The 26991-nt window shown below is 43.6% G+C and carries 29 protein-coding genes; 17 read left to right on the forward strand and 12 right to left on the reverse strand.

Annotation, left to right across the window (positions count from 1 at the left end; translation table 11 throughout):
• Window positions 1-30: 30 nt before the first annotated feature.
• The 6 genes from ACFI6J_RS07285 to ACFI6J_RS07310 all read right to left on the reverse strand — a co-directional run bounded on the left by ACFI6J_RS07285 (window position 31) and on the right by ACFI6J_RS07310 (window position 7781).
• On the reverse strand, window positions 31-4203 hold the full coding sequence (locus ACFI6J_RS07285; RefSeq protein ID WP_061486029.1) for an EAL domain-containing protein: 4173 nt from the start codon (window positions 4201-4203) through the stop codon (window positions 31-33).
• A gap of 216 nt (window positions 4204-4419) precedes the next feature.
• A complete protein-coding gene (locus ACFI6J_RS07290; protein ID WP_049587636.1) occupies window positions 4420-5808 on the reverse strand; it encodes a ribonuclease J in 1389 nt (462 codons plus the stop codon).
• Between the two features lie 68 nt (window positions 5809-5876).
• Window positions 5877-6110, reverse strand: coding sequence for a DUF2789 domain-containing protein (locus ACFI6J_RS07295; RefSeq protein WP_014949810.1), 234 nt, complete (start codon window positions 6108-6110; stop codon window positions 5877-5879).
• A 123-nt stretch (window positions 6111-6233) separates the two neighbouring features.
• Window positions 6234-6584 (reverse strand): DUF2750 domain-containing protein, encoded by a 351-nt coding sequence (locus ACFI6J_RS07300; protein WP_014949811.1) that lies wholly within the window; start codon window positions 6582-6584, stop codon window positions 6234-6236.
• Between the two features lie 72 nt (window positions 6585-6656).
• Window positions 6657-7487, reverse strand: a complete 831-nt coding sequence (locus ACFI6J_RS07305; protein WP_049587635.1) for a LysR family transcriptional regulator — start codon at window positions 7485-7487, stop codon at window positions 6657-6659.
• 126 nt (window positions 7488-7613) lie between these two features.
• Window positions 7614-7781, reverse strand: coding sequence for a hypothetical protein (locus tag ACFI6J_RS07310; RefSeq protein ID WP_168463489.1), 168 nt, complete (start codon window positions 7779-7781; stop codon window positions 7614-7616).
• Between the two features lie 399 nt (window positions 7782-8180).
• Between ACFI6J_RS07310 and ACFI6J_RS07315 the strand changes: the two genes are divergently transcribed.
• Together ACFI6J_RS07315 and ACFI6J_RS07320 are read left to right on the forward strand one after the other, a co-directional pair.
• A complete protein-coding gene (locus ACFI6J_RS07315; RefSeq protein ID WP_049587633.1) occupies window positions 8181-8537 on the forward strand; it encodes a MaoP family protein in 357 nt (118 codons plus the stop codon).
• Between the two features lie 192 nt (window positions 8538-8729).
• Window positions 8730-9479: a PRC-barrel domain-containing protein gene (locus tag ACFI6J_RS07320; RefSeq protein ID WP_061486030.1), complete on the forward strand. Its 750-nt coding sequence runs from the start codon at window positions 8730-8732 to the stop codon at window positions 9477-9479.
• 96 nt (window positions 9480-9575) lie between these two features.
• Here ACFI6J_RS07320 and ACFI6J_RS07325 read toward each other — a convergent pair whose 3' ends face one another.
• Window positions 9576-9887: an ArsR/SmtB family transcription factor gene (locus ACFI6J_RS07325; RefSeq protein WP_053103822.1), complete on the reverse strand. Its 312-nt coding sequence runs from the start codon at window positions 9885-9887 to the stop codon at window positions 9576-9578.
• A gap of 184 nt (window positions 9888-10071) precedes the next feature.
• On the opposite strand from ACFI6J_RS07325, the gene ACFI6J_RS07330 reads away from it, so the two are divergent.
• Both ACFI6J_RS07330 and ACFI6J_RS07335 read left to right on the forward strand, forming a co-directional pair.
• Window positions 10072-10416 (forward strand): rhodanese-like domain-containing protein, encoded by a 345-nt coding sequence (locus ACFI6J_RS07330; RefSeq protein ID WP_049587629.1) that lies wholly within the window; start codon window positions 10072-10074, stop codon window positions 10414-10416.
• 62 nt (window positions 10417-10478) lie between these two features.
• A complete protein-coding gene (locus ACFI6J_RS07335; protein ID WP_049587627.1) occupies window positions 10479-11402 on the forward strand; it encodes a LysR family transcriptional regulator in 924 nt (307 codons plus the stop codon).
• Window positions 11403-11410: 8 nt separating this feature from the next.
• Here ACFI6J_RS07335 and ACFI6J_RS07340 read toward each other — a convergent pair whose 3' ends face one another.
• A complete protein-coding gene (locus ACFI6J_RS07340) occupies window positions 11411-12016 on the reverse strand; it encodes an exopolysaccharide biosynthesis protein (RefSeq protein WP_061486031.1) in 606 nt (201 codons plus the stop codon).
• A gap of 543 nt (window positions 12017-12559) precedes the next feature.
• Here ACFI6J_RS07340 and ACFI6J_RS07345 point away from each other — a divergent pair.
• The 13 genes from ACFI6J_RS07345 (at window position 12560) to ACFI6J_RS07405 (ending at window position 22930) form a co-directional block, all read left to right on the forward strand.
• The gene (locus tag ACFI6J_RS07345) at window positions 12560-13891 is read left to right on the forward strand and encodes a sigma-54-dependent transcriptional regulator (protein ID WP_014949820.1); all 1332 of its coding nucleotides are present in this window, start codon (window positions 12560-12562) and stop codon (window positions 13889-13891) included.
• A gap of 16 nt (window positions 13892-13907) precedes the next feature.
• Window positions 13908-14132, forward strand: a complete 225-nt coding sequence (locus tag ACFI6J_RS07350; RefSeq protein WP_014949821.1) for a hypothetical protein — start codon at window positions 13908-13910, stop codon at window positions 14130-14132.
• A 4-nt stretch (window positions 14133-14136) separates the two neighbouring features.
• The gene (locus ACFI6J_RS07355; protein ID WP_061486032.1) at window positions 14137-15651 is read left to right on the forward strand and encodes a sensor histidine kinase; all 1515 of its coding nucleotides are present in this window, start codon (window positions 14137-14139) and stop codon (window positions 15649-15651) included.
• On the forward strand, window positions 15641-16093 hold the full coding sequence (locus ACFI6J_RS07360) for a response regulator (protein ID WP_014949823.1): 453 nt from the start codon (window positions 15641-15643) through the stop codon (window positions 16091-16093). Before ACFI6J_RS07355 ends, ACFI6J_RS07360 begins: the two co-directional genes overlap by 11 nt.
• 88 nt (window positions 16094-16181) lie before the next feature.
• On the forward strand, window positions 16182-18266 hold the full coding sequence (locus ACFI6J_RS07365) for a response regulator (protein ID WP_014949824.1): 2085 nt from the start codon (window positions 16182-16184) through the stop codon (window positions 18264-18266).
• Between the two features lie 230 nt (window positions 18267-18496).
• The gene (locus ACFI6J_RS07370) at window positions 18497-18826 is read left to right on the forward strand and encodes a hypothetical protein (protein WP_014949825.1); all 330 of its coding nucleotides are present in this window, start codon (window positions 18497-18499) and stop codon (window positions 18824-18826) included.
• Between the two features lie 4 nt (window positions 18827-18830).
• Window positions 18831-19388: a hypothetical protein gene (locus ACFI6J_RS07375; protein ID WP_014949826.1), complete on the forward strand. Its 558-nt coding sequence runs from the start codon at window positions 18831-18833 to the stop codon at window positions 19386-19388.
• 52 nt (window positions 19389-19440) lie between these two features.
• Window positions 19441-19698, forward strand: a complete 258-nt coding sequence (locus ACFI6J_RS07380; RefSeq protein ID WP_014949827.1) for a hypothetical protein — start codon at window positions 19441-19443, stop codon at window positions 19696-19698.
• Window positions 19699-19722: 24 nt separating this feature from the next.
• On the forward strand, window positions 19723-20301 hold the full coding sequence (locus tag ACFI6J_RS07385; protein WP_014976806.1) for a CC0125/CC1285 family lipoprotein: 579 nt from the start codon (window positions 19723-19725) through the stop codon (window positions 20299-20301).
• A 516-nt stretch (window positions 20302-20817) separates the two neighbouring features.
• Window positions 20818-21462, forward strand: coding sequence for a hypothetical protein (locus ACFI6J_RS07390; protein ID WP_014949830.1), 645 nt, complete (start codon window positions 20818-20820; stop codon window positions 21460-21462).
• A 116-nt stretch (window positions 21463-21578) separates the two neighbouring features.
• Complete coding sequence (locus ACFI6J_RS07395; protein ID WP_061486033.1) at window positions 21579-22274, forward strand: DUF2490 domain-containing protein; 696 nt, start codon at window positions 21579-21581, stop codon at window positions 22272-22274.
• Window positions 22275-22520: 246 nt separating this feature from the next.
• On the forward strand, window positions 22521-22697 hold the full coding sequence (locus tag ACFI6J_RS07400; RefSeq protein WP_014949832.1) for a DUF1328 domain-containing protein: 177 nt from the start codon (window positions 22521-22523) through the stop codon (window positions 22695-22697).
• Window positions 22698-22735: 38 nt separating this feature from the next.
• Window positions 22736-22930 (forward strand): hypothetical protein, encoded by a 195-nt coding sequence (locus ACFI6J_RS07405; protein ID WP_014949833.1) that lies wholly within the window; start codon window positions 22736-22738, stop codon window positions 22928-22930.
• Window positions 22931-23013: 83 nt separating this feature from the next.
• Here the strand turns inward: ACFI6J_RS07405 and ACFI6J_RS07410 are convergent, their stop codons facing one another.
• From ACFI6J_RS07410 to ACFI6J_RS07425, 4 genes are read right to left on the reverse strand one after another with little or no spacing between them, the layout of a single operon-like run.
• Window positions 23014-23232 carry a hypothetical protein gene (locus tag ACFI6J_RS07410; protein WP_061486034.1) on the reverse strand — a complete coding sequence of 73 codons (219 nt, stop codon included), beginning with the start codon at window positions 23230-23232 and terminating at the stop codon, window positions 23014-23016.
• A 13-nt stretch (window positions 23233-23245) separates the two neighbouring features.
• Window positions 23246-26188, reverse strand: a complete 2943-nt coding sequence (locus ACFI6J_RS07415; protein WP_061486035.1) for a DUF349 domain-containing protein — start codon at window positions 26186-26188, stop codon at window positions 23246-23248.
• Window positions 26178-26471, reverse strand: coding sequence for a YeaC family protein (locus ACFI6J_RS07420; protein ID WP_014949836.1), 294 nt, complete (start codon window positions 26469-26471; stop codon window positions 26178-26180). Before ACFI6J_RS07420 ends, ACFI6J_RS07415 begins: the two co-directional genes overlap by 11 nt.
• Entirely contained in the window at window positions 26472-26798 is a 327-nt protein-coding gene (locus ACFI6J_RS07425) for a zinc ribbon domain-containing protein (RefSeq protein ID WP_014949837.1), read from the reverse strand.
• Between the last annotated feature and the right edge of the window lie 193 nt (window positions 26799-26991).

Below are 26991 nucleotides of genomic sequence, written 5' to 3' on the forward strand. Positions count from 1 at the left end.
TGTTAGAAAAACGCGGTAAATATCGACGTTTTACCACGCTTTAAATAACAGCGGTGCAACTTCCTCGGCGGTACAAGGCTTGGCGTAGAAATAGCCCTGGTGGAAATAACACGCTTTTCCGATCAATTCTTCTGCTTGCGCTTTTGTTTCAACGCCTTCCGCAACACAACTCATATTCAAGTTATTCGCTAACGTAATGGTTGTTGTTACCAGCGCTTCGTTTGCATTACCCGGCGCCATTTCGTTAACGAAGCTCTTGTCGATTTTTAATACCGACAACGGATAACGCTTTAAATAGCTTAAAGACGAGTAACCTGTACCAAAATCGTCAAGGGCTAATACAAAACCTTCTTTCACAAACCGATTAATCTGTCTTAAGGCATTGTCACTGTCATCCATCAATACGCCTTCGGTAATCTCGAATCGAAACGCTTCTTTGGGTAGATTGAACTCATCAAGCAGGGTTAGCACACCGGTTAAGTCGAATTCGGTTTTGAAGTGAAGTGCAGATAGATTAATAGAGACAAACCCCGTGAAGCCTTGGCTGTACCAGGACGATAAGTCCTCTGCCGCTCTTCGCATTGCCTGTCGTGTAACTTCTATTATGTACTTCAATTCTTCAAGTACCGGAATGAACTGATCGGGGAAAAGAGGCTCGTTATCCAGTTTTCCTCGCAGCAGTAACTCAACCCCAATAGTGGTATTAGTTCTGGCATCTATAATTGGCTGGTAGTGATTGAAGAAGCAGTCATCTGAATAGGCACGTTTTACTTTATTTTCAAGCTGTAAACGCGTTTTGGCACGTTCATTCATGTCTGTCGTAAAGTAGGTAAAGCCGCTTAATGCGTCCTTCTTCGCCGTATACATGGCCACATCAGCCTGCTTGATAAGCTCAGCAGGCTCAGAGGCGTCTTCTGGATAAAACGCCACGCCAATACTGCAAGAAACACGAAGCACTTCCTCTGCTAACGATATAGGCGTTTCTACTGACTCAATGATTTGGGCCACGAATGAGCTCAAGTCGTCATTGGCATTAACTTCCTCAATAACAATAACGAATTCATCGCCACCTAATCGCGCAACGGTGCCCGACTCAGCCACAAGGTTTCGCATTCGGTTGGCTACAATGCGCAGCAGTTTGTCACCGTAGTCATGCCCAAGTGAGTCGTTAATACCTTTAAATCTATCCAAGTCAACAAACATCACCGCCACACGATGCTCATGATGACGGGCAAGCCCTATAGCATGCTCCAGTCTGTCTAGCAGCAATGTTCTGTTGACCAAGCCTGTTAAGCCATCGTAGGTCGCGATTTTCAGAAGTTTGCGCTCAGCATTTTTTTGTTCTGTGATGTCGGAAATAACAATCAGGTAATGCTCTGCAGTATTACTTTCGCCACTTACCGCTGTTATATCAATAAGCACGTCGTAGCGCTTGCCATCAGCACCATCGATCACGGCCTCGTCTTTCCAAAAATCCCCTCCCTGCATTTCCGGTAATTTGCCAGAAAGGTGTCTATTCAACGTTGGGTAACGCAAATAAAGTCGTGCCAACTGCTTGGGTAACGGCTCTTTATTATTAAAGCCGAACACGTGTTCAAAAGCTGGGTTCGCGGCAACTAAACGCTTTTCTTTATCAAAAATTAAAACCCAGTCTCGAGTTTGTCTAAAAGCGTCACTGAATAGCGTTACCTGCTGCTGAGCTTTTTGTAGTCTAAACAGTTGGCGTTGACGAGAGAGTAAATATGCTACGAATAAACTTACGATGAGCGCTGCGTAAATAGTATATGCAAGCGGTGAACGCAGAGGCGCATGTGGCATATAAAGCGTAATTTCAGCCGGTAGCACGTTATAGTCGAAACTACCTGGCGTGGGGGCAACAGAAAAAACGTAGTCACCCGGTTCTATGTTGGTAAAGGTTATTTTTGCATCGTCAGTCACGCCTTCTGTAACGACGCGATCACCGTTCAACAGCTTGTAGTAGTACTTTACTTTTCCTATGCCTGACATCGCTAACGACGAAAAATGGATTGTTAAGCCATAATCTTCGTAATCGAGATCGAAATGATGTCCACTTAGGTTTTTAAGCGGCTGATTAAGCACCCTATTATCTACGGCAACTTCCGTTATAGCAGTTTGCTTACTGAGCAAACTTCTTCCAACTTCCAAGCTTTCCAATTGCGATGCAGAGAAAACCACAGCGCCGCTCGTCGAACCGTAAGCCAGTCGACCGTCCTTAAGCTTAAGCGAAGCCCCCTGGTTAAACTCAGAAACACTTAGCTCTCGTCCGTAGATAAAGTTCTTGATTTGGCCGGTAGACGGATCGTAATTGTGTAACCCTTTGTGCGAACTAAACCAGATATTGCCTGCTTCGTCTTTTTGCAGCCCGTAAACAATGTTTGATAATAAAATATTCGATTCATTTAGGTTGTACAACGGCTCAAACGTGTCTGCGTCTATACCAACCAACCCTACGCCACTGTATGCAAGCCACAGCACACCCATATCGTCGATAACCCACGACGATATAGAGCGATCTCGGCCACGCTGTAGTTCTGAGAATCGATAGACCAATTCATGCTGAAACGTCTCTGGGTCGATTAACCACAAACCACCTTCGGTAGCAAAAAATAATCGATCATTGTGGTAATGAGACTGCCCCAAAAAACCCAATGAAAAATTTATGTCAAAAACACGAGGGTCCAGCTCTAAAGAGGAAATTTCTTTTTCGTCCACGTCATACTTTACAAAACCTTCGTTGCCAATAAAGTACAAATCCCCTTTATCTGAAAGCATCATTCCCGTGCCATACGCATCAAATATGGTGTCATCGCCACCTTTTAATACCTCTGGCCGGTTAGCCTCCCCTGTTTCCATATCAAACAACCGTATTCCGTTGTAAGTATTGAGAAACAATTCGCCACTTTGCGTTGGTACAATTTTGTCTACGGCTCCTTCACCGATAATCGCTCTTTCACTTTTTGAATACAGATACTTCTCAGACTTTTTTGTCGTGAAATCATAGTGATTAAGCCCATTTTCTGTACCTATCCAAATTTTATTAGGCTCAGTTTCGGCAAACGACCACACCACATGGCTAGTCAAAACGCTAGCCTCACCTGCTCGTTCATTCTGGATGGCAAAAATATCCGCACTTTTCACACCAAAATACAGCGCGCCAGCATAGACTGAACTTAACCAGAGGTTGTCAGATTCATCTTTGGCAATGGCGATAATTTTTTTGTTTGAAATTTCGGTGAAACCGTTATGCGGTTCTAAGATGTGTTCGTATTCCCAACCACCTGCTTTTTTACTCAGCTGATATAGCCCTTTATTAGTGCCCATCCAAAAAGCGTTGTCTTTGTACTGAACCAACGTCCACACGTTTCTATCGGATACAACCTGTGTAAAGACATGTTCTTTTTCGCCTTGTACCTGCTTGAGAAAATCTTGTTTCTGAGCAACAAATACGCCCAAAACCGTTGAAATCCACACCCTATCCTTATCGTCTAAAAGTAGAAACTTTGCATTGGCGTTATCGAGGTTTTCGGGAATATCCCCCAGGTAATCAAGTCGACGTAAAGGCTGTTCTAAATTGTTGATATTTTTGACGTACACCCCCGATGTAGTGGCTACCAGTAAGGTGTCTTCAACGGTGATTGCCGCCCGGATGCTTTGGCTATTACCCAACAGCGGCTCAGGGAGCTTTGCTATTCGCTCAAGGGTTTTAGTTTGCGTGTTAAATTTATGCACTTCTTCTGTCAGTGCAATGATAAGGTGCGTGTCATCTTGCCAATGAAAGGTTTCCGCATGTTGCACAAAACCTTCAAAGTCGTGGTAGTACGTTGGCTCTAATTGCACCACATCCTGAGTGGCTAAATCGAGATAATAAACTCCTCTGCCGTACACGCTAAACCACAACGCTTCAGTACCTTGAAGGGCAAGTCGATAAATGGATGAGTCTATAAGAGAATTGTCTGGACCTGCTACTCGTTTAGTTCTTACTCCATCCCAACGAACCAAACCACCTTCTGTGGCTATCCACACAAAGCCATCTTCGTTTATAACAATGTCGTTGACGATATCTTGCGGAAGGCCATTTTTGGTCGATAAAGACTGAAAGACGGGATTAGATAATCGCGGTGAGGCCACCGCTTGTAGGCTTACAACTAAAACCAGCAGTAAAAGATAGTTGAAATATCTCATCAAAAATGGGTCGCACGTTTTAAATTTTTATTATAAACCCAAGTGTAACAGAATGTTTTAAACTTGGGCAGCTTCTAAAATGAGGTTTTTATAAACGTGAAGGACACATCTATCGCATTGATAAATAAAAATTAATTTTTCTAAAGCGTACAATATGAACAAAAGCAAAAGGCGCGTCCGACTAAATACACTTAGGGCTATTTCAATATTTTTATTTTACGCTTGCTGTACAGGAATGCGACCAACTGGAACAACCTGTCTGCGAATGCTTGGCTGTGGCGCTAGCCTGTACAAATCACCGTTCTGCCCTACATAGGTCTTTTTAATACCGCACGCTTTAGCAATATTTGCATGTGCTTGAAGGTGTTGATGCTCCCCGTGAACCGGAATAGCAATGTTCGGTTTAACCCAATGATACATGAGCTTTAATTCTTCTTCACAGGGGTGACCGCTGGCATGAATTGGCAGCGTGCTATCTTCACTGTGAATAACCGTTACTCCCTTTGCCTGCAGCGCTTTACTTAATCGGTCTACACTCTCTTCATTTCCGGGAATAACTATCGAAGAAAATAGCACAGTATCCCCTTTGTCTAAGCTAAGGTAAGGGTGAGTGTCTTTTGCAAAACGCGCCAGTGCGGTATTTTTCTCGCCCTGGCTGCCTGTCGCTACGGCTAAAACTTCATGGGGGGGAAGATAACCTAAATGCTGGGGATCGGACACAGGCAAATCGTCCGGCCAAATGCCCTGTTGCTTGGCAATGCCGTACATGTTCATTAACGAACGACCGTACAGCGCCATGTAACGCTTAGTTTTCTTGGCGACTTTAGCCAGCGAAATTAGCCGTGCTATATTGCTACCAAAGCAACCTACCACCGCTCTCCCCTTTAACGGCGCGATAGTGCTTAATAGGCCGTCGTAACAATTTCTCTCAGAAATTGAAAAGCCCGGTTTTGTTGCATTGGTAGAGTCTCCAACCATGGCAAGAATATTCTCACTGCCTAGTCGCTTGTAAAGGCTAACGTCAAACGGTAAACCTGTTATAGGGTTGGCATCAATTTTCCAGTCTGCTGTATGCAATACTGTGCCTACTGGTGTATTGATTTTTAGTGCGAAGGGTTCTGGAAGAGAATGAGTAATGGCAAGCCAGTTAACGCTAAAAGACCCAATTTTCTTAGTATCGCCTGCGTCGACTTCAATAATGGCAATTCGGTTAGCCAATTTACTTCTTGCAAGCTTTCGCCTTAACACTTCGGCGGTAAAAGACGTAGTATAAATTGGCTTTTGGAAACGTTCCCAAAGGTAAGGAATTGCGCCTACATGATCTTCATGGGCGTGGGTAATGACAATGCCAGCCAGTGCTTCTTTTTGTTTAGTAATAAATGAAGGGTTTGGAGCCACAACGCGATGCGTAGTGGCTTTGAACGTATTCTGGTTAGACGCTTGGCTGACGCCTTTGTAGGCAGGTGTGAGAGGCTCATCAAAGGAAACACCACAGTCAACCATTAACCATTGACCATCGTGACCATACAAATTGAGGTTCATCCCAATTTCGCCCGTTCCGCCTAACGGAAGAAACCACAAATCATCAGAAGATGGGTGCAACAAAACGGCTATTACCTTCTCTCAGAGCATTGAATATTAGTTTGACGTTAAAATCTTTGAGCGCAGAGTCATCATTCGTGCAATTCAGCATTAAGTTGGTCTATCACTTCGGCCCACGCAGCGTCTTCAACAATGGCATCTTTCAAAAATGCAGACTGACTTTCATTCCAATAAGGCGCTTCATGAAGATGTTGGCTCTTATTCAGCCCTCGATGTGTTTCAAAAAATTCAGCAATTTCTTCGTCTGAACTTCCTAAACCGAGTTGGCTAAATAGACTATTCATTGTGGGTTGCTCAGTAAACATAACGCCTCCTTGGGTTACTAATTAAGGGCATAATAAACGCCAGATACGTTGTACCCAACTAACGTTTTTATGCCCATTTGCTTAGTGGATAATTACCCTTTGTCTTCCCCTTGAGATCACATCTTAAAGGTAGTCAGCGAACTCTTCTGGCGTAATCACCTCTCCTTCTTCAGCAGGTACAGGACATACAATGACCATTAATTCATCTTGCGTCATGCCCGGCACCCACTTAGTCAAAAACTCTTCGGTGCTTAATTCCATCGCTTCACAGTGTGCCCAGTCTTCGGTTGCCCACAAGAGTGCTAACTCAGCATCAGGCCAAACCGGAACACCATCTTCTTCATCAGTAGTTAGCATTACACAGCCGTGCTCATCTTTAAGAATGAAGAGTTTCTCTTCCGCTTTAATTGTTGCAAGGCTTGCTTCTAGTCGTTGAAATGCGTTTTTTTCCAATAAAGGATGTAATTGTGACATAAGTTTCTCTCTTTAATTCTGCGACTCACATGCCTTTAAATTAGGCACAGTGGGTAAATTTAATGGCAGCGGTTAACACGCTTTAGACACGCTTTCTATTATCTCTGCTAGACCCACTCGTCTGACTTGCTTCATGCTGTGCATATACACCTTAAACGATACGTTTTCTAACATTTCAATTCTGGTCACTTTCACACTACCGGGTAACTGACTCTCAACGTTGGTCGGTAATACGGCAATACCACCTTCGCTCTGTAAATTGTTGAGCGCAAGATTCAACGAATTGGTTCTTAGCTTTGCATCGCGAAGTTGAGGGTAAGCAGTAAGCAACCAGTCTCTTGCCTTAGTTCCCCAATCAATAGCCACAAAATCTGCTGCATCAATAGTCTCAGACGCTTGTCCAATTCTATATAGCGCCAAATCCTGCTCTAGCAATACATCACTATTTACTTCTTCAGATTTCAACGGTTCCGTGGAGAATGATAAGTCCGTCACCCTTTCGTGCAATTGTCGCGAAAGGGTATCTAACGTAAGAACTTCAGCCTTTACTGACCAATCGGGAAACGAGTTGTGTAGGTGACTGAGCATCTGAGGCAATAACAGCTCGCTCGCAAGCTGTGTTGCGCCGCAAACAACATATTCAGAGGATTGAATTTGGAGCTCTTGTTTTGCTTCGTTTAGCGTTGCGCATAATTGCCTAGCGTAAGGCAGAAGTTTCTCACCAGATTGAGTGAGCTGTATACTGTTGCGTTGCCTAATAAAAAGCGTGGTATGAAAATACTCTTCAAGTAGCTTTATGCGTGCACTGACTGCAGATTGAGTAAGGTAAAGGTTTTCAGCCGCTTTACCAAAGTGACGAGTTTTTGCCACCTCTATAAAGGTGGTGAGAAAGCGTATATCCATGCTTATTGTACAACCGAATCAAAGTGGGTCTAAATTGACACAGATAATACGGCAAGTAAACACAAAAGCACAGAAGCGCACCGCTATAAACGGTACGCTTTATTAAAATTTCACCAACTCGCTGAATTAATACTCTTCTTGGTGCAGGCGACGCTGTTTGTCACGGCGTTGCAGGTCACGCTTCTGCTTTTCCTTTACAGTACTTTGACGTTTGGAACTTGGCTTTTTAGCGTGAAAATCTTCCTCTTCTACCGAGTCCCATTCATCACGCTGGTAACGATAGTCTTTACTCATTGACTTCTCTGGGTTGTTAACACACTTCAATTATTATCTTAAGTGACAAAATAGAAAACGAATTTTAATCATCGTAGCGACAAGAATTTTTGATTATTCTCATCAGTGATTTTCATAGACTTTTAACGTCCAACTCATTTACGCTCGTGTAATAGCGATACCCGTTGCAGGGCCAATAAATAGATACTTATATTTCACTTTAATTTCAAAAACTTAGACACATCATACTTGAGGTTATCACCTCGTACTTTCTGTATACTTTTCTAACGTAATCTAAAATTTAGTGTTAGATTTTATACCGTTAAAAATTTTTTATTGATAAGAGAAAAATCTTTTGTTTTATCTTCGTTTTTAATTATCTTAAAAGTGCGCTGAACAAAACATTACGTTGGGTACAACATGAAAAGTTTAGCTATTCGACAATCTGCAAAACCTTATATTGACCGTCAGAAGTTTCCATACGGTTTTCGTAAATCAGGTGACTTCAGTATTACTGAAGCCGATCTTCTAACCCACTACGGCAAAACACTGCTAGGACTTGAAAATGGCGAGTTGTCGCCTGAAAGTGATGATGAGAGACATTTCGTCGAATTCGTTACAGGTAAAGTTGAAGCTAGCAATAACCTAGAAAAAGCCTGGGCGAAATACGTCAGATTAGCAAGGGGCAAAAAGCACTTCTACACCCTTCACAGCAGTGCGAGTAACCAGTCAGACTATGATGAAGATTACTCTGATGAAGAATTCGATGTAGCATAATGCTACATCATTACTAAAAAGCTCGCTCCGGCGAGCTTTTTTGTTATTGAACAAATGATCTCAATCAACTTCAGACAAGAACAAAATGAAGAAACATTAAGGACTGTCTACACTTAGTAGTAATACAGAGTGATGTGCAGTGAATTGTGCATTTCATTCTGAAAAACGAGCCCATGCAAAGGAGGCGCAACGATGATCATTAGTTCAAAACAGCTTACTCACTTTTCTATACATGCCCTTGATGACAAAGTGGGCGGCATCCGCGATATCCTTTTCGACGACGAAACCTTCACTGTTCGCTACTTGGTCGCAGATACCAATACTTGGCTACCGCTTAGCCGCAAAGTGGTAATATCACCTATATCTGTCAAACAGCTAGATGAAGATAGTGAGTCTGTTCATATCAATATGACAGTTGATACATTGAAAAACAGCCCCTCTATTGACGAACATAAGCCTGTGTCACGTGAATACGAAGAAAACCTCTTCAAATATTTTGGTTACGGATACTATTGGATTGGTCCAGGAGCATGGGGAGAGTTCGCACATCCAAATGAACTGGTCGAATTACAACGCGCTGAAGAGTCTGAAACTGAAACCCCGAAAAAAAGCACCAACCACCTAAGAGCAGTGGGCGAAGTTGGTGGATATGAAGTAGCTACAACCACAGATAACGTGGGCCACATCAGTAACTTCGTCATTGACACCGAGAGCTGGAAGATAATCATGCTAGTGGTAGATACCAACAACTGGCTTCCGGGTGGTAAACATCTCGCACTTCTACCTAGCGATATTGAAAGTATCGACTGGGCGGCGCACAGCGTAGTAGTGAATTTAAGTCACGACGAATTGGTTAATAGACCTGAAGTGGAAAGTGAAAAAATATCTGAAGAAGGCTATGTGCCTATGCTTTGCGAGCAATTGAACAAAAACGGAAATTAATAACCGAAGAGTGTCATTGATGGTAATTTTTAGTTAGGAATTTTACAATGTCCGTTGTTGAAGGCGGACATTGTAGCTTAGGATGCAAAAAGAAGATTATTCGCAGAAAAATTCGTACATCAAAGCAATTAAGCGCTTGACGCGCTCGTCTGCTAAGCGGTAGTAAATAGTTTGACCTTGCCTTCTTGTGGCCACCATCTTTGATTCTCGCAATAAAGCAAGGTGCTGAGAAATCACTGGCTGCGAGACGCTAACAACTTCGAGAAGTTCGGTTACCGATTTTTCCTCTTTCAGCAACGAACAAAGCACCATAAGGCGTGTTTTATTCGCGAATTGCTTAAGGAAGATCTCGGCTTCCGCAGCGTGTTCCATTATATCATCTGAACCTATTACCATATCCTCGGACATAAGCACTCTCTATCTGTAAAGTATTTCGGCACCAATTTAGCCATTTACTATACTAAAGTATAAGGCATTTTGCCGACCTGCCAATTTATGCGACGAATCGCCGTATTTTACATTGTTTTATTACGCTGACATCAATATATTAGATTTTACTTATTTCAACTAAGTTTAGGCAAAAAGGAAAAATATGCTTATAGACATGAAGACTCGAATAGAAAACATAGACGTGAACTTACGCACTGTATCTGCGGAGCAAGCGGCCAGTGAGTGCCGAATCAATAGCGGTATATTGATTGATGTACGAGAGAGTGCCGAAGTTGCCAATCAGCCCGTACCTTCTGCGCTTCACATACCACGCGGCGTGCTCGAAATGAAGGCACTGGAACAGTTTAAAGATGCTTCAGCGCCACTTTATATTCACTGTGCGTCGGGCGTTCGAGCAAAACTAGCTGCAGAGCAACTTATAAAGATGGGCTATGAGAACGTTTCGGTTGTGACATGCCCTGTACCCACGATAAATCAAGCAAACTAGAAATGACTTCTTAACCACGCGTATGCTATAAGTAGCGTTAATTAAGAGTTTTAAGGCGCTGTATGCTGAAATCTACGTTAGAACAATGGCGAATGTTCAAAGCCGTCGTCGATGCAGGCGGCTTTAATCAAGCTGCTACTGAAGTTCACAAAAGTCAATCGAGCGTTCACCACGCGGTTCAAAAGCTTGAAAACGCCATTGGAGTGTCATTGTTTGAGAATATTGGACGTAAAGTCCAGCTTTCGCCGCAAGGTGAACTTATGTATCGCCGTGCCTCTTTTTTGCTTAGCGAAGCGCACAAGCTCGAGGCCGTTGCCAATAGCCTTAAATCTGGCACAGAAACAACTTTACGCATAGCGGTGGATATTATTTTCCCGTCTGAATTGCTTTATAACGTGCTAGCGAAAGTTTCTGCTGAGTTCCCGCTCCTTCGTATCGAGATAGAAGAAACTGTACTCAGTGGCGCAAATTCACTTTTGAGCAATGGTAAAGTTGATTTAGGCATCTCTCCTTTCGCGTTTTCTAATGGCTTTAGCGAAGACTTGTGCGAAATTGAATTTGCAGCTGTCGCTCACGCCGACCATCCATTGCACCAATTGGATAGAACGCTCACACTGGAAGACTTAAAAGCTTATCGTCAAATTGTGGTAAGGGATTCATCCGCGGAGCGTAAAGCTGATGTGGGCTGGTTAGGTGCAGAGCAGCGCTGGACCGTAAGCCACGTTAGAACGTCATTAGATATTATTACTCAGGGATTGGGTTTTGCGTGGCTGCCTATCGCAATAATTAAAGATGAGCTAGAAGACGGTACACTCGTTCCCCTTCCCCTCGATAATAATGCAGCGTTGCGTAAGGCGCTCCTTTATTTGTCTTTCGAAGACGGCGATACGTTGGGACCAGCTGCCCGTGCTTTTATTGGCGAGCTACGATATCAAACAATGAACCTTCCATCGTCAGATTTTATGCTCGATTCGTGTACTGAGTAGTTAGAGCATCAACTTAGCGCGACTGCAAGGCGTTCAAACCCAAGTATAAAGCCAAATAGCGATAACGAAACACCAACTAACGCCACAGCACCGTCGTCTGTGGACATGCCTATTGCCATAATAAAAACAGCAAAAGCGGGAATAAGCCCCATAAAGGGAATAAGCTCCAGTGGAATCATTACAAATCCGCAACCTGCACAGCACAATGCGATGAGTGATCTGAACACAGGCTGGCGCATGAAAAAACACCGAGGAACTAAAAAGCGGTCTACGCGTACTGCATACGGTTTAACTTTATCGACAATGAAGCGAAGCTGATCGGCGTCACAGTTTAACTGCATCACTTTTTGCGGTAACCAAGGATGCCTACGACCGAGTAAAATTTGCAACGCGATGAGTAAAATCGTCCCACCCGCTAAAGATGGGATCCCAGGGATGGCCCCAATCGGTGTGCAAGCGATAAAAGATGGCAGCGCCAGCATTGGTCCAAAGCCCCTTTTCTCCATCACATCCCAAAACTCAGCAAACTCGAACTTATCTTGTCTTGCTCGCGGCTGCATTTTCCCCAACAACTCGTATAAGGTCATTGATCTTACAGCTGTTTTTCCCCACATCTTCAATTCCTTTGATATCACATTACCTGCGAACGTCGCGCTAATCAGACGGGCTTCTCGCCTAATTAATATACATTTCTCGCACCTAGTCGATTTGCCATAGTGAAATTGCAAGTAACTTTAGACAGTTAAATCGTGCGAAAAATATGCCATCGATTGCATGTGACGGTGTGTTAAAGACAGGAATACTTTTTGCAAATGCCCCTGATAAGTAAAATAAAATCACCTAATAAAACAAAAACAGATATAGACATTCTGTACTTTAGCGCGATGTGTACCGCTGATCGCAAAGAGTTGATAGATTAGAAGGTAGCGCAACCGACTATCTCTGGCATCAAGGTAAGTGTTCAAGATTTCCGGATTGCTTGAAGCGTTTAGATATTTTCCGATGCGCTTACGCTTTATCGATTTAAACCAGCGTATAAATAAACTTTAAATATGTGCTTTAGCATTCAGTTGTTAATAGCGTATGATAAAACTATAACATTGATTCTATTCCATATTTTTTCTGAATAGGAAACGAAAGAAGAGAGGGACATCCACGTGCTTACCGTACTTTTAGTTGATGACGACGCCGAGTTCACAGAAGTAGCTTGTACTATCATCGAATTTCTTGGCCACGAAGTACTTACCGCTGCCACACTCAAAGAAGCCCGCGATTGGTTAGAGAAAGAAACCTTTGACCATGTACTGCTTGATTTCATGCTACCCGATGGAAGCGGCGCGCACTTGTTCAATGAATTAGATGCACTTCCTAAGCGCCCTCGCGTTACTTTGATAACGGGTCACCCTTCTGTGAAAAGCGTGATAAAGGGTCTGTGTGGCCCCACGGTCGACTACCTTGTTAAGCCAATTCAACGGGAGGAAATAGAGGCCGTATTAAGTCAAAAGCCAAAAGAAAAAGCACCTGCACAAGAAAAAATAGAGAAACATTTTGATTTGCTGATTGGTGAATCGCCAATTATGAAAGAGCTCTACAAGCTGATTTCTAGAGTGAGTAAAACCAGCGCTAACGTAATGCTGCTTGGTGAAAGCGGTGTAGGTAAAGAAGTGGTGGCTGCCGCAATTCATCGTGCTTCAGAAAGTGAAGGTCCCTATATTGCAACCAACTGTGGTGCATTCTCAAAAGAACTAATAGGTAGCGAACTTTTCGGTCACGAAAAAGGAGCATTTACCGGCGCTGTAGGACGTAAAGAAGGTGTTTTCGAACAAGCTGAGGGCGGCACGCTCTTTTTGGACGAAATCACAGAAATGCCCATTGATATGCAGCCCAACTTACTCCGCGTTTTAGAAAACAAGGTTGTTATTCGTGTGGGCGGAACGAAGACCATCCCGGTGAGCTGCCGCGTTGTATCTGCCACGAACCGAACAATGGAAGAGATTGCGCAAAGCAAAGTACTGCGCGAAGACATCTACTTCAGACTTGCGGTGTTCCCAATCACCATTCCTCCGCTACGCGAAAGAAAGGAAGATATTCCATTACTAGCAAAAACCTTTATTGCAGAATTCAATAAAGATAATGGCTCGCAATTTAAGTGGGAAGATAGTCAACTCGATACGTTACAAGCCTACGACTGGCCCGGTAACGTGCGTGAACTAAGACACTTTGTGCATCGCGCTGCCATTATGAGCGACCCTGAAAAGAGTGAGATTGAATTACCAAAAACCATTGAGTCACCCTTCGCTCAAAAACAGAGCACGACACCGGCACTTCAAGCCGGTAGAACCATTGAAGACGTGGAAAAAGAGCTAATTTATGCCACGTTGGAAAAAGTGAATGGCAATAAGACCACCGCAGCAGAAATGCTGGGAATTAGTACGAAAACGCTTTACAACCGTCTTCATGCATATGGTGACTTAAGTAAAGACGACTAAGTAAGAGGTATTCGGCATGACTAGCGAAGAATTTTCTCGACTAAGTGTTTATGTGCATGATGCACGCAAACCATTAAACAGAATATCAATGCAAGCTGAGCTAGTAAAAATGGCATTAAACGGTGACGTTCCACCTGAAAAGGCATTGGTGGCGTTGGATAAAATAATAAGCAGTGCTAAAGACTGCAGCCATACTCTTGCTGAAATGACATCAGAGTTAAGTGGCAATGTTTCGGATTAAGTAAATGATTACTAAAGTATTGTCTTCACTATACAGTTGGATAATTTTAGTTGTTCTGGTCATTATTGTAATAACTGCTAATTCATTTTACGTAGTTAGTACATTGAATGACCTTTCTGCTCTGGAAGCGCGGCTGTTCACTACGAACCGTGTTATCAATGCAGTTAACCGCCTTCACGTTGCTGTACTTCGCGTGGAGTCTGGTCAGCGCGGCTATATGCTAACTGGCGATGAAGAATATCTTACCGACTACACCGAAACGTTAAGCGTAATCGGCGAATTAATGGATGAGGTAGAAGTAAGCTCCTTCTCTTCAGATATTAACGACCAGTCCATCCGCATCGAAGAACTTTTGTCTTTAACCAAAGCAAAAATCAATGAAGTCATTGAAGTAGTTGAGCTGTATAAAGAAGGGAAAGAGCAACAAGCTGTCATTTTAGTGAATAGCGATAAGGGTATAAAACTCTACAAACAGTTTGAAACCTTATTTAGAGAAATCGACGGTTCAGAACGAGATATGCAAGGCACGCATTTAGCCAACTTAATGAGCCTAAGAAGGGACTCCGTTAATACGCTGATCATTTCCTCTGCAACGACTCTGCTACTGATTATTACGGTATTTTTATTGCTCAAAATAAATTCCCGTGAGCATGAGAAATACCAAGCTGACTTAGAGTCTGTTAACGAAGATCTAGAATCTCGGATAGCAGATAGAACGCAAGAGTTAAGTGTTTATTCAGACGAATTAGCACGAAGTAATAGAGAGTTGGAAGATTTTGCCTTTGTGGCGTCACACGATCTTCAAGAACCATTAAGAAAAATTCGGGCATTTGGTAACCGCTTAGAATCGGGTTACAACGATGTGATAGACGAACGAGGCAAAGATTACCTTGCGCGCATGCTCAATGCAGCAGAGCGGATGTCCATGCTTATTTCAGACCTTCTCGCCTTTTCTCGCGTTTCCACACGAGGTAAAGAGTTTGACGACGTTAATCTAGGCACCGTAGTGGATAGCATCATGGGCGATTTGGAAATCGCTATCGATGAAAAGTCTGCGCAAATAAATGTTAGCGATTTGCCGACTATTCGCGGTGACAAATCGCAATTAGAGCAGCTGTTTTTAAACTTAGTGTCTAACGCACTGAAATTTCAGAGCGAGGGCGTGAGACCAGAAGTAACGATATCTGCAAGGGACGCGACGGAAGAAGAAACGAAAGACATTCTGCTTGCTGAAGAATATGACTGGACAAAAATCACCGTATCAGACAACGGTATAGGGTTCGAGCAATCGTTTGCTGAAAAAATATTTGCCCCTTTCCAACGCCTTCACGGTAGAAGTGAATACAAAGGTACGGGGATTGGGCTTGCCGTTTGTCGTCGTATTGTAGAACGGCACAACGGTCAAATAACCGCAGTTAGTTCTCCCGGAAAAGGGGCAACGTTCTCGATAATAATACCCAAAAATAGTGAACCGTTTGGTTCTAGCAACAATAATGGAGAAGCACACAATGACGCGTAAACAAACTCAGCCTATCAATATACTTATGGCGGACGATGACGAAGACGACCGCCTACTTACGGTTGACGCGCTCAAAGAGAGCCGCGTTCTAAACAATCTGTTTTGTGTTGAAGATGGCGTTGAATTATTAGAGTTTCTTCGACATGAAGGTAAATATACAGATCCTGCATCGGCACCGCGACCTAGTCTTATTTTACTGGATTTAAATATGCCAAGAAAAGACGGTAGAGAGGCGCTGCAAGAACTGAAAAACGACCCCAAGCTTCGCAGTATCCCAGTGGTAATTCTCACCACCTCTAAAGAAGAGGAAGATATGCTTCGCGGTTATGATCTAGGTTGCGCATCTTACATTACAAAACCAGTGAACTTTGAAGGATTGGTTGAACTAATGCGCGCGCTCGGACGTTACTGGATAGAGTTCGTAGAATTACCACACGAGTAAACAAATAAGGGTTAGTTGAATTTTTGACAACCCAAACATGTTACTCAATAAAATTTCAAAAATACCGCATCGGTAAACGAGGTACTAGATGTCAGAGGTAATAAAAATTTTATTGGTAGAGGATGATGAAGATGATTACTTCTTAACCTCTGACTATCTAGCACAGTGCGAGTCACCTACGTTTGAGTTGACGTGGGTGACGAATAGCTTAGACGCAGTAGAGGTACTAAAGACACAAAGTTTCGACCTGTGTTTGTTAGATTACTTACTGGGTGCTGAGAACGCGATTGATGTACTGGGTGTTTTAAAATCTAACCAATTCAATTTACCCGTGGTGATACTTACCGGACAGTCGGATGCTACGGTGGATGAAATGGTCATGCGAGCAGGTGCCGCAGACTATTTACAAAAATCTGAAATTGAATCACCGCGGTTTATGCGCACGATTAGATACGCCATGGTTCGCCGTGACATCGAGAACGAGCGAATTGAGCGAAACAAAGTAGAGCAAAAGAACAAGGCCAAAGATAAGTTCCTTGCGCATTTAGGGCATGAGCTGCGCACCCCCCTCACCTCTATTCTTGGCTACACCGAACTGCTTTTAGACGATGCGAGAAACAGCCCTTTTCAACAAGAGTTATCTATTATTCACTCTAATGGCAAGCACCTGTTAAGCCTACTCAATGATTTGCTAGACATGTCGCGGATAATGGCAGAGAAACTTGAACTCAACATTAAAGAAGTGAACTTAAGCGCGTTTTTGACGGATATTCACTCATTAATGCGTTTAAATGCCAAAGACAAAGGACTAAGCCTTAACGTTGTTTCAAAAACAAAAATACCAGAGTTTATACACACAGATCCTACCCGCCTGCGTCAGGTATTATTGAACCTTATTTCGAATGCCGTGAAATTTACTGATAAGGGCAGTATCACGCTTACCATCTCTCTCGACGAGCCGTCTGAAAACGATTCGAGTCAAACACTGCTGCGGTTTTCTGTAGATGATACAGGTATCGGCATGCCGCCTGATAAGCTCATCAATATTTTTCAGCCTTTCGAACAAATAGAAGATGTGATGCGTGCCAATCATGGCGGAGCAGGACTGGGACTTGCCATTTGCAAAGAGCTTGTCACTAAATTGGGCGGCGACATTGATGTTAAGTCTCGTTTGGGAGAAGGCAGCACGTTTACATTTGATATAAACCCTGGCGATGTTTGCGAGCAGCCTCGTGTAGATCTTGAATTAGGCCAAATTCAACCTGTCGAGTCTAGTAGCATCAATTTAAACGTAACTGGACGCGTATTAATTGTTGATGACTTGCGAGAAATTCGACGCCTAACTGGCCACCTTGTGAGTCAATCTCAAGCTGACATTAGCTACGCTGAAAATGGCGTAAAAGCACTAGAAGCCGTTTTGCAGGCGGATGAACACAACCAGCCCTTCGATCTCGTTTTAATGGATATTCATATGCCAGTGATGAATGGCATAGAAGCCCTACATGCGATTAGACGACATGGGCAGGATATCCCAGTGATTGCCGTGACAGCAGCAAGCCGCAAAGGCTTAAGAGAATCGTTAATTCGCGAAGGGTTTAACGACGTAATTGGAAAGCCCATTGACCGGTTTGCACTGGCTAACTTGCTTTCGCAATACCTTCCGCCAGGTAATCACGTAACATTTACCAACGTGGAAGCCCAAGTTGCAGACATGCCAATGAACAAGCCGTATGCTCCAGAGGAAGAGACCGCTTATCGAGGGCTTGCAAACCCTGGGCAAGCAGAGCAGAAAATCCAGTCTACTGATTCAAATGGTAATTCAGATCAGCCTGCCAATAAGCACATACTTGTGATTGAAGACGATGAGGATGCGGCGGAGTTACTGCAATTGTTTCTTTCCCACTTAGGTCATACGGTCACTACTCAGTACAGCGGTGCTGAAGCATTACAGGCTGCAGAAAATCAAAGTTTCGATCACATTCTTATGGACCTTACCCTTCCCGATTATAACGGTTACGACTTAGCGAGTGAGCTCAAGCAAAAGCTACCAGATGCCATTCTTACTATTGTAAGCGGTCACGAAGCGGACTCCGAAGCGATGACAACCATAGGGATCAACAGTGCATTGCTCAAACCTGTCACCAAAGACGATTTAGCCTCGGTAGTGGGCTGAAAAGTTAATTTTATCGCTGCCAACCTGTACCGAATGTCGGAGGTTGAGCAGCGCATCATCAAGACCAAGAAAATATTACAGACGTAAGACACAACAGTGTGTGAGACTTGCACATAAGTACCTCACGCAACAATAGAAAAATAAAAATAAGCTATATAAAACAGTAAGATAATAGTTTGGTATACCAGTTGCAGCTATCTATGTGAACCCAAAATATTAAGGAGAGTATTATGGCTACACAAGCTTCAGCTAAATCGCAAACAGTTAAACGTAACGGTACAAACGGCGTGGCTGAGCCGAGTCACCCAGTAACGGATCAACTGAAAGATTCTCTTCATGCGTCAGTAGACAAGTTAGCAGACAGTGCAGGCATTGCAGAGGAAAACATTCGTCGCACTGCGACATCGTCTGCAGAGAACATGTCAGCGAGAAAGCGTCTGGCACAGCAAAAATGGCAGGCGTCGAAAGTACGTAGATATGCCATTGAGAACCCAGTAGCGACAGCGGGTATCGCTTTCGCAGCAGGAATGTTAGTGACGTCACTTTTACGTAAGAAGTAATACGATGACTGTACCAGATTTTCGAAGAGCAAATTTCAATTTGTGCACAGAAAATCCTTTTCGCCTGACGCCGCCCGCGGCGCAGGCGAATCCTAATGTTACGAGCAACGGTGACAATGCTAACGCTGCATCAGCAACCTCTGAACACTCTGCACAATACAAGTCAACACAACAGAACAAGTCAACGCAACAGAATTACCCCGACCCATCGTTTTCGGATATCTTCTCGGCATTCTCCGAAGCATTGACCCAGCGAAAAGCGCAGGGTTTGGCATTTCTAGAGCTCACTAACAGTGAATTGATGCTCATTAAAAAGAGTTTCTTTGTTACAGTCTTTGCATGTCTAGCGGCATTTGCAGTGGGCACTGTATGTTGGCTCATTTTAAACATCGCCATTGGCGCTATACTTCATAGTGTGGGCGTTAGCTATGTGGTAGTTCCACTCCTGTTGTTGGTGTTCAACAGCATTGCGGCCTTTTGTTTATTTAAGCTTGCACAAAATGCATTCAATTACCTGAGCTTTAGCAGACTCATACAAACGTGGCGACGGGTTTTCGGATAGTGAAAATGCTTACCATTGCGTAAAAAGCCACCGCCAATAGTGAGGAAAAGCGATGAACATTTTTTTAAAATCGAATATGAAAGATATAGCACAGAAAGAGCATGCTTATTTTTCGCAAAAACATCATGCAGATGTTGCACTTACACAAGCAAAGAGGCAATGTAAACTGATGATGGGAAAGCCTGAAACGTTGCTTGGCATCGCAACCCTTGGCGCATACAAGGGTGCGGTAGATGCAAAACCCAAAGCAAAACGCAATCAAGCCCTAATGGCAATAAGTAGGACTGCGCTATTGTCGTTATTTCAATGATCACAGTATTAAGGAATATGTGAGATGAACAACAAAAAAAATATGAAGAAAAGTCGTTTGACGCTTGCCTGTGTTGGTGTGGCGTTTAGCCTTGCAATAGTAGGTTGTTCATCGACCCCTGTAGCAGCCCCTACCCCTTATAAGTCAGCGAGTTCCAAAGCTGCCTATGGCTATTCGAGCGAAAAAATTTCTGAGAACGAATACAAGGTTCTTTTTAAGGCAACAGACAAAACTCCTGCTGATAAAGTACAGCAATATGCCCTTTACAGAGCAGCGGAAATTGCTCAAAAGCAAGGCTTTACCTATTTAGCTATTGTTAAAACCAACGTCGATAAAAAGCCAGTTGTTGCGCGAGAAGTTATGGCGAACAAGGAAGAGCCCGTGGCATTTCAAACCGACAGGCAGTGCACTATGTCAGGCTGCGATGAAGTGGCACAGCCTATGGCCGTCCCAAGCTCAAACGACGTTGTGAAAACTCAAATTAACGACATCTACTTTACTATTGATGTAATGATGGCGAATGATAAAACCCGTCTAGGTAAAAATGCTTTTACTGTCTTAGAGGTACTATCAGAGCCTCTTGAGCCAAAAAATGGCAACTAGCTGAGCGTTTTGCCGCTCACTTATGCTCTAAAACATCAGTTTTAATAGAAATGCTTTTCAGGCCCTAGTTGCAATTATTGAAAAGCATCGCTCAAACACATGAGCAAAACCGTAATGTGTATTAAAGCCAACAACCTGTGCACTAGTCTTTATTACTTTTCTGTTGTGGCTAACAGACCACTGGCTAACTGCATTCTTCACTTTTCTACAAACTTGGCCAGTGTCATATTCGTTTCTTCTTGAAAAAGTCGATGACACTGCTGCTATCACAGCTCTTTTTTCTAATTTATAGCTGTTATCCATTCTCCTGAAGTGCTTCCTGGATTTTTAATGGCCCGTTAATCTTCTATTAATGTTGTACAAAAGTCTCCGTCATCATAGCTAGCTATCATTAAACCCATGAACTGCAGAGCAGATTTATAAACCTCTAGCAACAACGTTGTAGCGGTACTGCTCTAAGCAATTGAATCAGGTAATAGCACATATTTATTTTGCAAATGACTAAGGAGTCAGGCGATGAGAAAGCTAAGCACGTTAATGACAAAAACTACTCTTGTAGCAGCTACAGTAATGTTGGTGACTGGTTGCAGTGCAGTGGCAAAACCGCAGATGGAGCACTCAGCTAGTTCGAATGTTCCGGCGTTAAAAGCTAAAGCACTCGACAACGCATTACTTTATTCCGACGAATGTATTACTGAGCGAGAAGTGGTAACGGCACAAAAGATGTGGGGCGACGGCATAGTGCGAATTGGTGCAGTATTTAGCAATGATGGTGATTACTCTGGCGAAGCCGCAGATTTCATCCAAGCTATGTATGGTTACGATTTAAGCAGCGTACTGTTTAAACCAACGCTTGCAGCTAACGACCAGTTCCGTTCAAGCTTCGATGCTGCGCTTTCATACTTTGTTGGCGGTAATGACGCTTACGAAGAGGACAAAGGCTTTGCTATAAAGCCATACACAAATGTGAAATTCGATAATGTGGGTATTATCAACAACAGCTGTCGCATGGCCGTGGCGATGGGCAACTACTTCTTTACCGATACAAAAGGTGGCGAAACGAAGGTGGAATACACGTTTGCCTATGTCAAAGATAGTGACGGCGACCTGCGTATTGTTGCTCACCAATCTTCGTTACCTTACAACCCAAACGGTAACTAAATAGGCCATTGCCCCTCCATTCTTAGGAAGTGTGAGGGGCGAAACACTCTCCCTTTGCAGGCAAGGCGTCCCTTCCCTTTCGCTTTGCCTCTTTTTTATTTTCAACGAGAAAAACTATGTGCGCAAAACGAATTATGACGCGTTGCGTCTTACTACTTGTGATGGCGATGACAGCCGGCATTAAGTCACACGCCGAGTCAGATTTTCAATCTTGGAACGCTCTCGCACTCACTGGAGATGCCGATGATAAAGGTAAATGGCAATTTTGGTTTGACGGTCATTTACGCTTTAAAGACGACGCATCTCGCCTAGGCGTTTCTATCGTTCGTCCCGGTGTCGGCTACAAACTATCAAGCGATACGACCTTGTGGCTGGGTGTTGCAAGAGTAACGATAGACTCAGACAACGGTTCAATTGAAGAAGACAGGGTGTGGCAGCAAGCTACGTATTCATTAAGCAAATTTATGGGCGGTACCATTTCAGGTAGAAGTCGTTTGGAGCAGCGATTCAGGAGCGATGAAGGCGGTGATACAGGCTATAGGTTCAGACAATTTATACGGTGGTCGAAACCTTTAAATGAGCAATGGTCAATGGTCGTTTGGGACGAGGTATTTTTTGGTTTAAACGACACAGACTGGGGCCAAAATAGCGGGTTTGACCAAAATAGACTTTACGTGGGACCGGCTTATCACCTCAACAAGAAATGGCGCGTTGAGATGGGATACTTACATAATCACATTGCGTCGCCAGGATCCAATTCAGACGCCATAACAAACCACAACCTTGCTCTCACGTTCTTCGGAAGCTGGTAAGAATCAAAGAATAATCCCAGCCAAAGGCCCTTAACACACAAAGAGAAAAGTTGGGTGACTAGGGCCTTACTCAATCATGTAAAAAATGCATTCGCACGTGTAATCGTGACGTTAATTGCCTGCAGATACGGCCTGACAACTAAAGGAAAATTAAATTATATCAATATATTTCAATAACTTAAAAAATAGGCACAAAGATAGCATTAGTTAAAGTGAAAGTAACGGAAGCAATACGAGGATTTAGTTATGTTAGGTTGGGCAATCACATTTTTTATCATCGCCATTATTGCAGCAGTTTTTGGTTTTGGAGGCATCGCAGGTGCAGCAACAGGTATCGCACAGTTTCTTTTCTTTGTGTTTATCGCGTTGCTCGTAATCTCACTTATCGCAAATGCGTTACGTGGTAGAGCACCAAGAGCCTAAGAGTTAGAAGTATTTTAATAGGAAAAAGGAGTAAGGATATGTTTTCATTTAAAAACTTATCAAAGGTACTAGTAGCATCAGCATTTGCACTATCACTAGCAGCTTGCGGTGACGGTGAAGCGGAAGACGCAGGCGAAGAGCTAGACGAAATTGTTACCGATGCGGGTAATGCCGTTGAAGACGCTTGTGAAGATGTGAAAGAAGGCGTAGACGCTGAAGATAAAGACTGTTAATTACGTTTTTATCAAAAAAGGGGCAGACAATTGTCTGGCCCTTTTTGTATTTACAGTCGACGTGGTTTGACCTAACTGGTTAGTTAAGACACTTCTTCACCACCTAACTCACGAGCAATATCGTCTAGTGTAGATAGCGTCGAATCAAATTCCCCTACCCCATAACGGTATTTTACACTCACGTGATGATCCGTACGCCCGAACTTAACTCTTAACCCTTCTGCGTCAATATGCTTCACGGTATTCAAAAAGCGATATGCAGACATTTCTGTTTCAAATTGAAACTCAACACTGTTTTCCATTTAGGCTTTCCGTTTAAGCAACAATTTCAGGATGAGTACCAATAACTGAAACAACTCGTTGCAGCAAATAGTTATCTTCTTCGCTTATCGAGTCGTATGATAGCCAGTCAGCAAGAATGTCGGGAGCTGTTGCCGCTTCGCCTTGTTCCAACTTAGATGTCATCATTTGTAGCTGTACGCTAGAGCGTATAGATGCGTCTGCATCTGGGCTTGGCATACCTGTTGCGACTTCTAGTGCTACCGTTAACCATCGTCTATCGTGCTGAGTTTTTTTATTTCCAGTAGACTGACCCAATACGCTTGCCCAACGCTTCCCTAACGTTTCCGCTAGAGATTGCTCATCACCACTTCCCTCACCTACACTTAGCTGTAGTAAAGAAATCAGCGCCTGAGCTCGCGCCAATCGGGCTTGAGATTGTGCATTTTTCGCTCGCGCAGCGCGCTTACTTTCAAGTGAATCAATCTTTTTATCTACTTTCGTACGTTGCGCTTTGGGCAAGTCGGTTAACTGAGCGCGAACGTCGCTTATTGATTGACTGAACGTTGCATCATCGCTGTTGGTGTCAACAGCTTCCACTTGCTTGAGTAGCGAATCTACTAACGCGTTAAATGCATTATTCTGTACTTTCCGCTCGGCTTTTAAACGTTCAAATACGGTGTCATTGGCAGCTTTAAATTCTGCCCACAACTTACTTTCTTCACGTTTACCTGCATGGCCTACTTGCTTCCACTGGCTTTGCAATAGTTGAGCTTTGTCGGCAGCGCCAGCGACATCTTCTTCCGAAGCAAGTTGACAAGCTTGGGTGACTAACGCACGCTTTTGGGCTTGGTTGTCACTTTGCCATTGATTTACTTTAGCCTGAATGGGCGATGATACCGCCTTCCATTCTTGCTTCAGCTGTTCATAAATTTCACGTTCAACCTGACCTGCAGCGTGCCACTGTTTAGACACTCTATCGAAAACTTTCACTAACTCGGCTTCCGGCATGTTAATGTCCATTGCCTTAACGGTAGCGATAATCGACATACGCTGTTCACGCGCAGCAGCCCGCTGTGCATCTAACTTCGCGTAATGCGCTCTACAAGGCTCGAAGGCCTTTTCAAGTGCATCATCAAATTGCTGCTGTAACAACGCGTCATCACTACTTTCTTCACTCGTTGACGATGACGGTGTTAGTGATAACCATTGCTTACGCAGATACTTAATGGCCTCACTTCTTTGCTTAATATTTTCTGCATCAGCGCTGGCTAACGCTTTTGCTTCTTCTACAAGAGCGGGTTTGCGCGGCGCAGCAAGGTAATCCTGCCATCCTTCTAAGCGCGACACATCACCAGCGGTCTTTTCAAAACGCTTCTCTACATACTTTTTCGCTGAACCAGGAAGCGCAGCATAACTTTCCTGAAGCTTTGCAAATTTTGAAATAGCAACGCGGAATTTACCCTGAGCAATTAAGTTATCGATAACGCTAATGTGCTTTCTAATGTGTTTTACTTGCTCATTTTCTTTGGATTTTTGAGCACGCTCTTTGGCATTTACACTGCTTGTCGCTGCGTTGAAACGTTTAGACAACGCCTTAGGAATGGCATCGATTTCGCGACTAAGCGCTTTATACGCTTGACGTGCTTCGTCAAACTCCGCTTTAAGAGCCACTACACTACTGCTTTGTAATGCGTCGCCACCATTTACCTGACTCAAATTCTCAGTCGATGCGCTAGCTTCTTCAACGCTCACATCACGGGTATCTTTACCCGACTCGCTATCGCTTGCCGAAACGATCTTAGCGGCAATGTCTTCGAGCGACTGAAGTTTTATCAGTAGCTTTTGGCCGTATTGCTGCTGCATAGAGAAGCGATCAAGCTGCTCGTTTAGTTCGTCGACAGAGTGCTTAATCTGTGTAATTCGCTTATCAGTTGCAGATTCATCATCGAGACGCGCTAGCTGTTCGAGCGTTGCTTCAACACCGCGCACGCTTTCATTAACCGTAGCAACATCAGCAAGCGTCGCTTCACAAAGCCTGTTATTGTACAACCAAGCTACCTGCTCCTTGGCATGAGTAAGCTGCTGTTCGCACAATGCTTTGGTATTGGCACGTTGCGACGCTTGTTGCTTCTCTTCCCATGCCGGGCGTATACGGCTTAAATATCGCTCGAGCTGCTCACCAATACGCGCGCGCTTTTCTTCATAATCAGCGCGTTCTTCTGAAGTGAGTAAATCAATTTGAGCAAATAGCCCTGTCAATTCGCTCTCAAGTTCGTTGCGCTTTTCATCAATGGTTTCTACATCTGATTTGTCGAGTAAAGCCTGATATTTTGAAAGTCCCAGAGTGAGCTGCTTTTTAAGCTCCACTGGGCGCTTTGCAGCCTCTTTGATAGCATCTATCCGCGCATTAATTTTCGTAACAAGGGCATCATCTGACACTTTCTTAGCAAGCTTTTGCAGATCTGATACGTCTGAATGTGCGTTGACTAGTTGAGTCTGCAGTTGGGGACTTGCGCCTTCTAAAAAAACAAACTGGGTGAAAGATGGCTTCGCTACTTTTTCGATTAGCGCGCTAGCTAGCGCATCATCTTGTAAGAGCATAGGCTCTTTCTTCAACATTTGTGGTACTAACTGCACTACCAAATCGGCGTTGGCTGTTTCAGTTAAAAAAGAGAATATCTCTTGGCGGGAGAGTGTGACATCCCCCTCGCCTAACAAAGCGGCGTTTACCTTTTTCTCCGCCGCTTTTTTAACGCGAGACTGCTTGGCAATTTGTGACATTTTAAGCCACAGCACAAAGCTATTAAGCTTTTCGAGTGCTGCTAAACTGACATTTGCATCTTCGTCATTAAATGCCAGTTCGTGAAGAATTGTTTTTTCCTGTGCCTTTTCGGGAGAGAGACTCTCGATTGCCTGCATCCGTTTTTCAGGCTTTGGGCTTTGGTGTGAAGGCGCAAATATACGACTAAATATCATCCTGTTTAAACCGCGCTATTGTATTATTATCATCCTGCTCATCGCGTAACGAGCGCTTAAAGTCGGCTTTACTTTTATGTACGATTTCGCCGCTTTCACCTACTGTCATATGCTCAGAGGACTTTTCTATTTTTGCTTGATACAGCATAACAGCCTGCATGCTGCTTGCTTTTTGCTCTTCGTTTAAAGGCGTGCCATCTGGCCACTTACCTGTTTCAACAGCCTGACGCAGACGCTCGTAAATCTCCGGCGTCATGCTGGCTAAAAGTGCTTCTATATTCATTTAGGAAAAACGCTTTATGTAAACAATACGCGCGCGGTTTACTAAGTACCAAACAAAGCCAACCACTGCGCCCAAAATAGCTAAATTATGTTGCAAATCACCTGGGCGTGTTCCGCCCCAATACATGAAGCCAAAACTCGCAACGAATATCAGCATAGCAAGAAGGGATTGGTTCTGGATACTGGCTAACTTTTTAAATCTTTGTAAGCTTTGTTTGCGCTCTATATCTTCAGAGGTCGCATCACCGATTTTAAAGTCACAGTGAGGACACGTCTTCGCTTTGTCAGACGTTTTTTTATTACACGAAGGACAGTCAACTAATGCCATATGTTGCTCCTGTTTATTGGGTGCGAAATGGAAATGCGCAACTCGCTATTGAGCGAAGACGCATTTATACGCGGATGGGTATCATACTTAAGTTCATCACAACAATGAAGTCGATTCTGTGGATTAACCTTATCGCTATAAAACAAAAATGCGCAGGGTGTTAACTTTTATACAAAGTTCACCGCTACGCATT

This window comes from Alteromonas sp. G4i13, assembly GCF_054960505.1.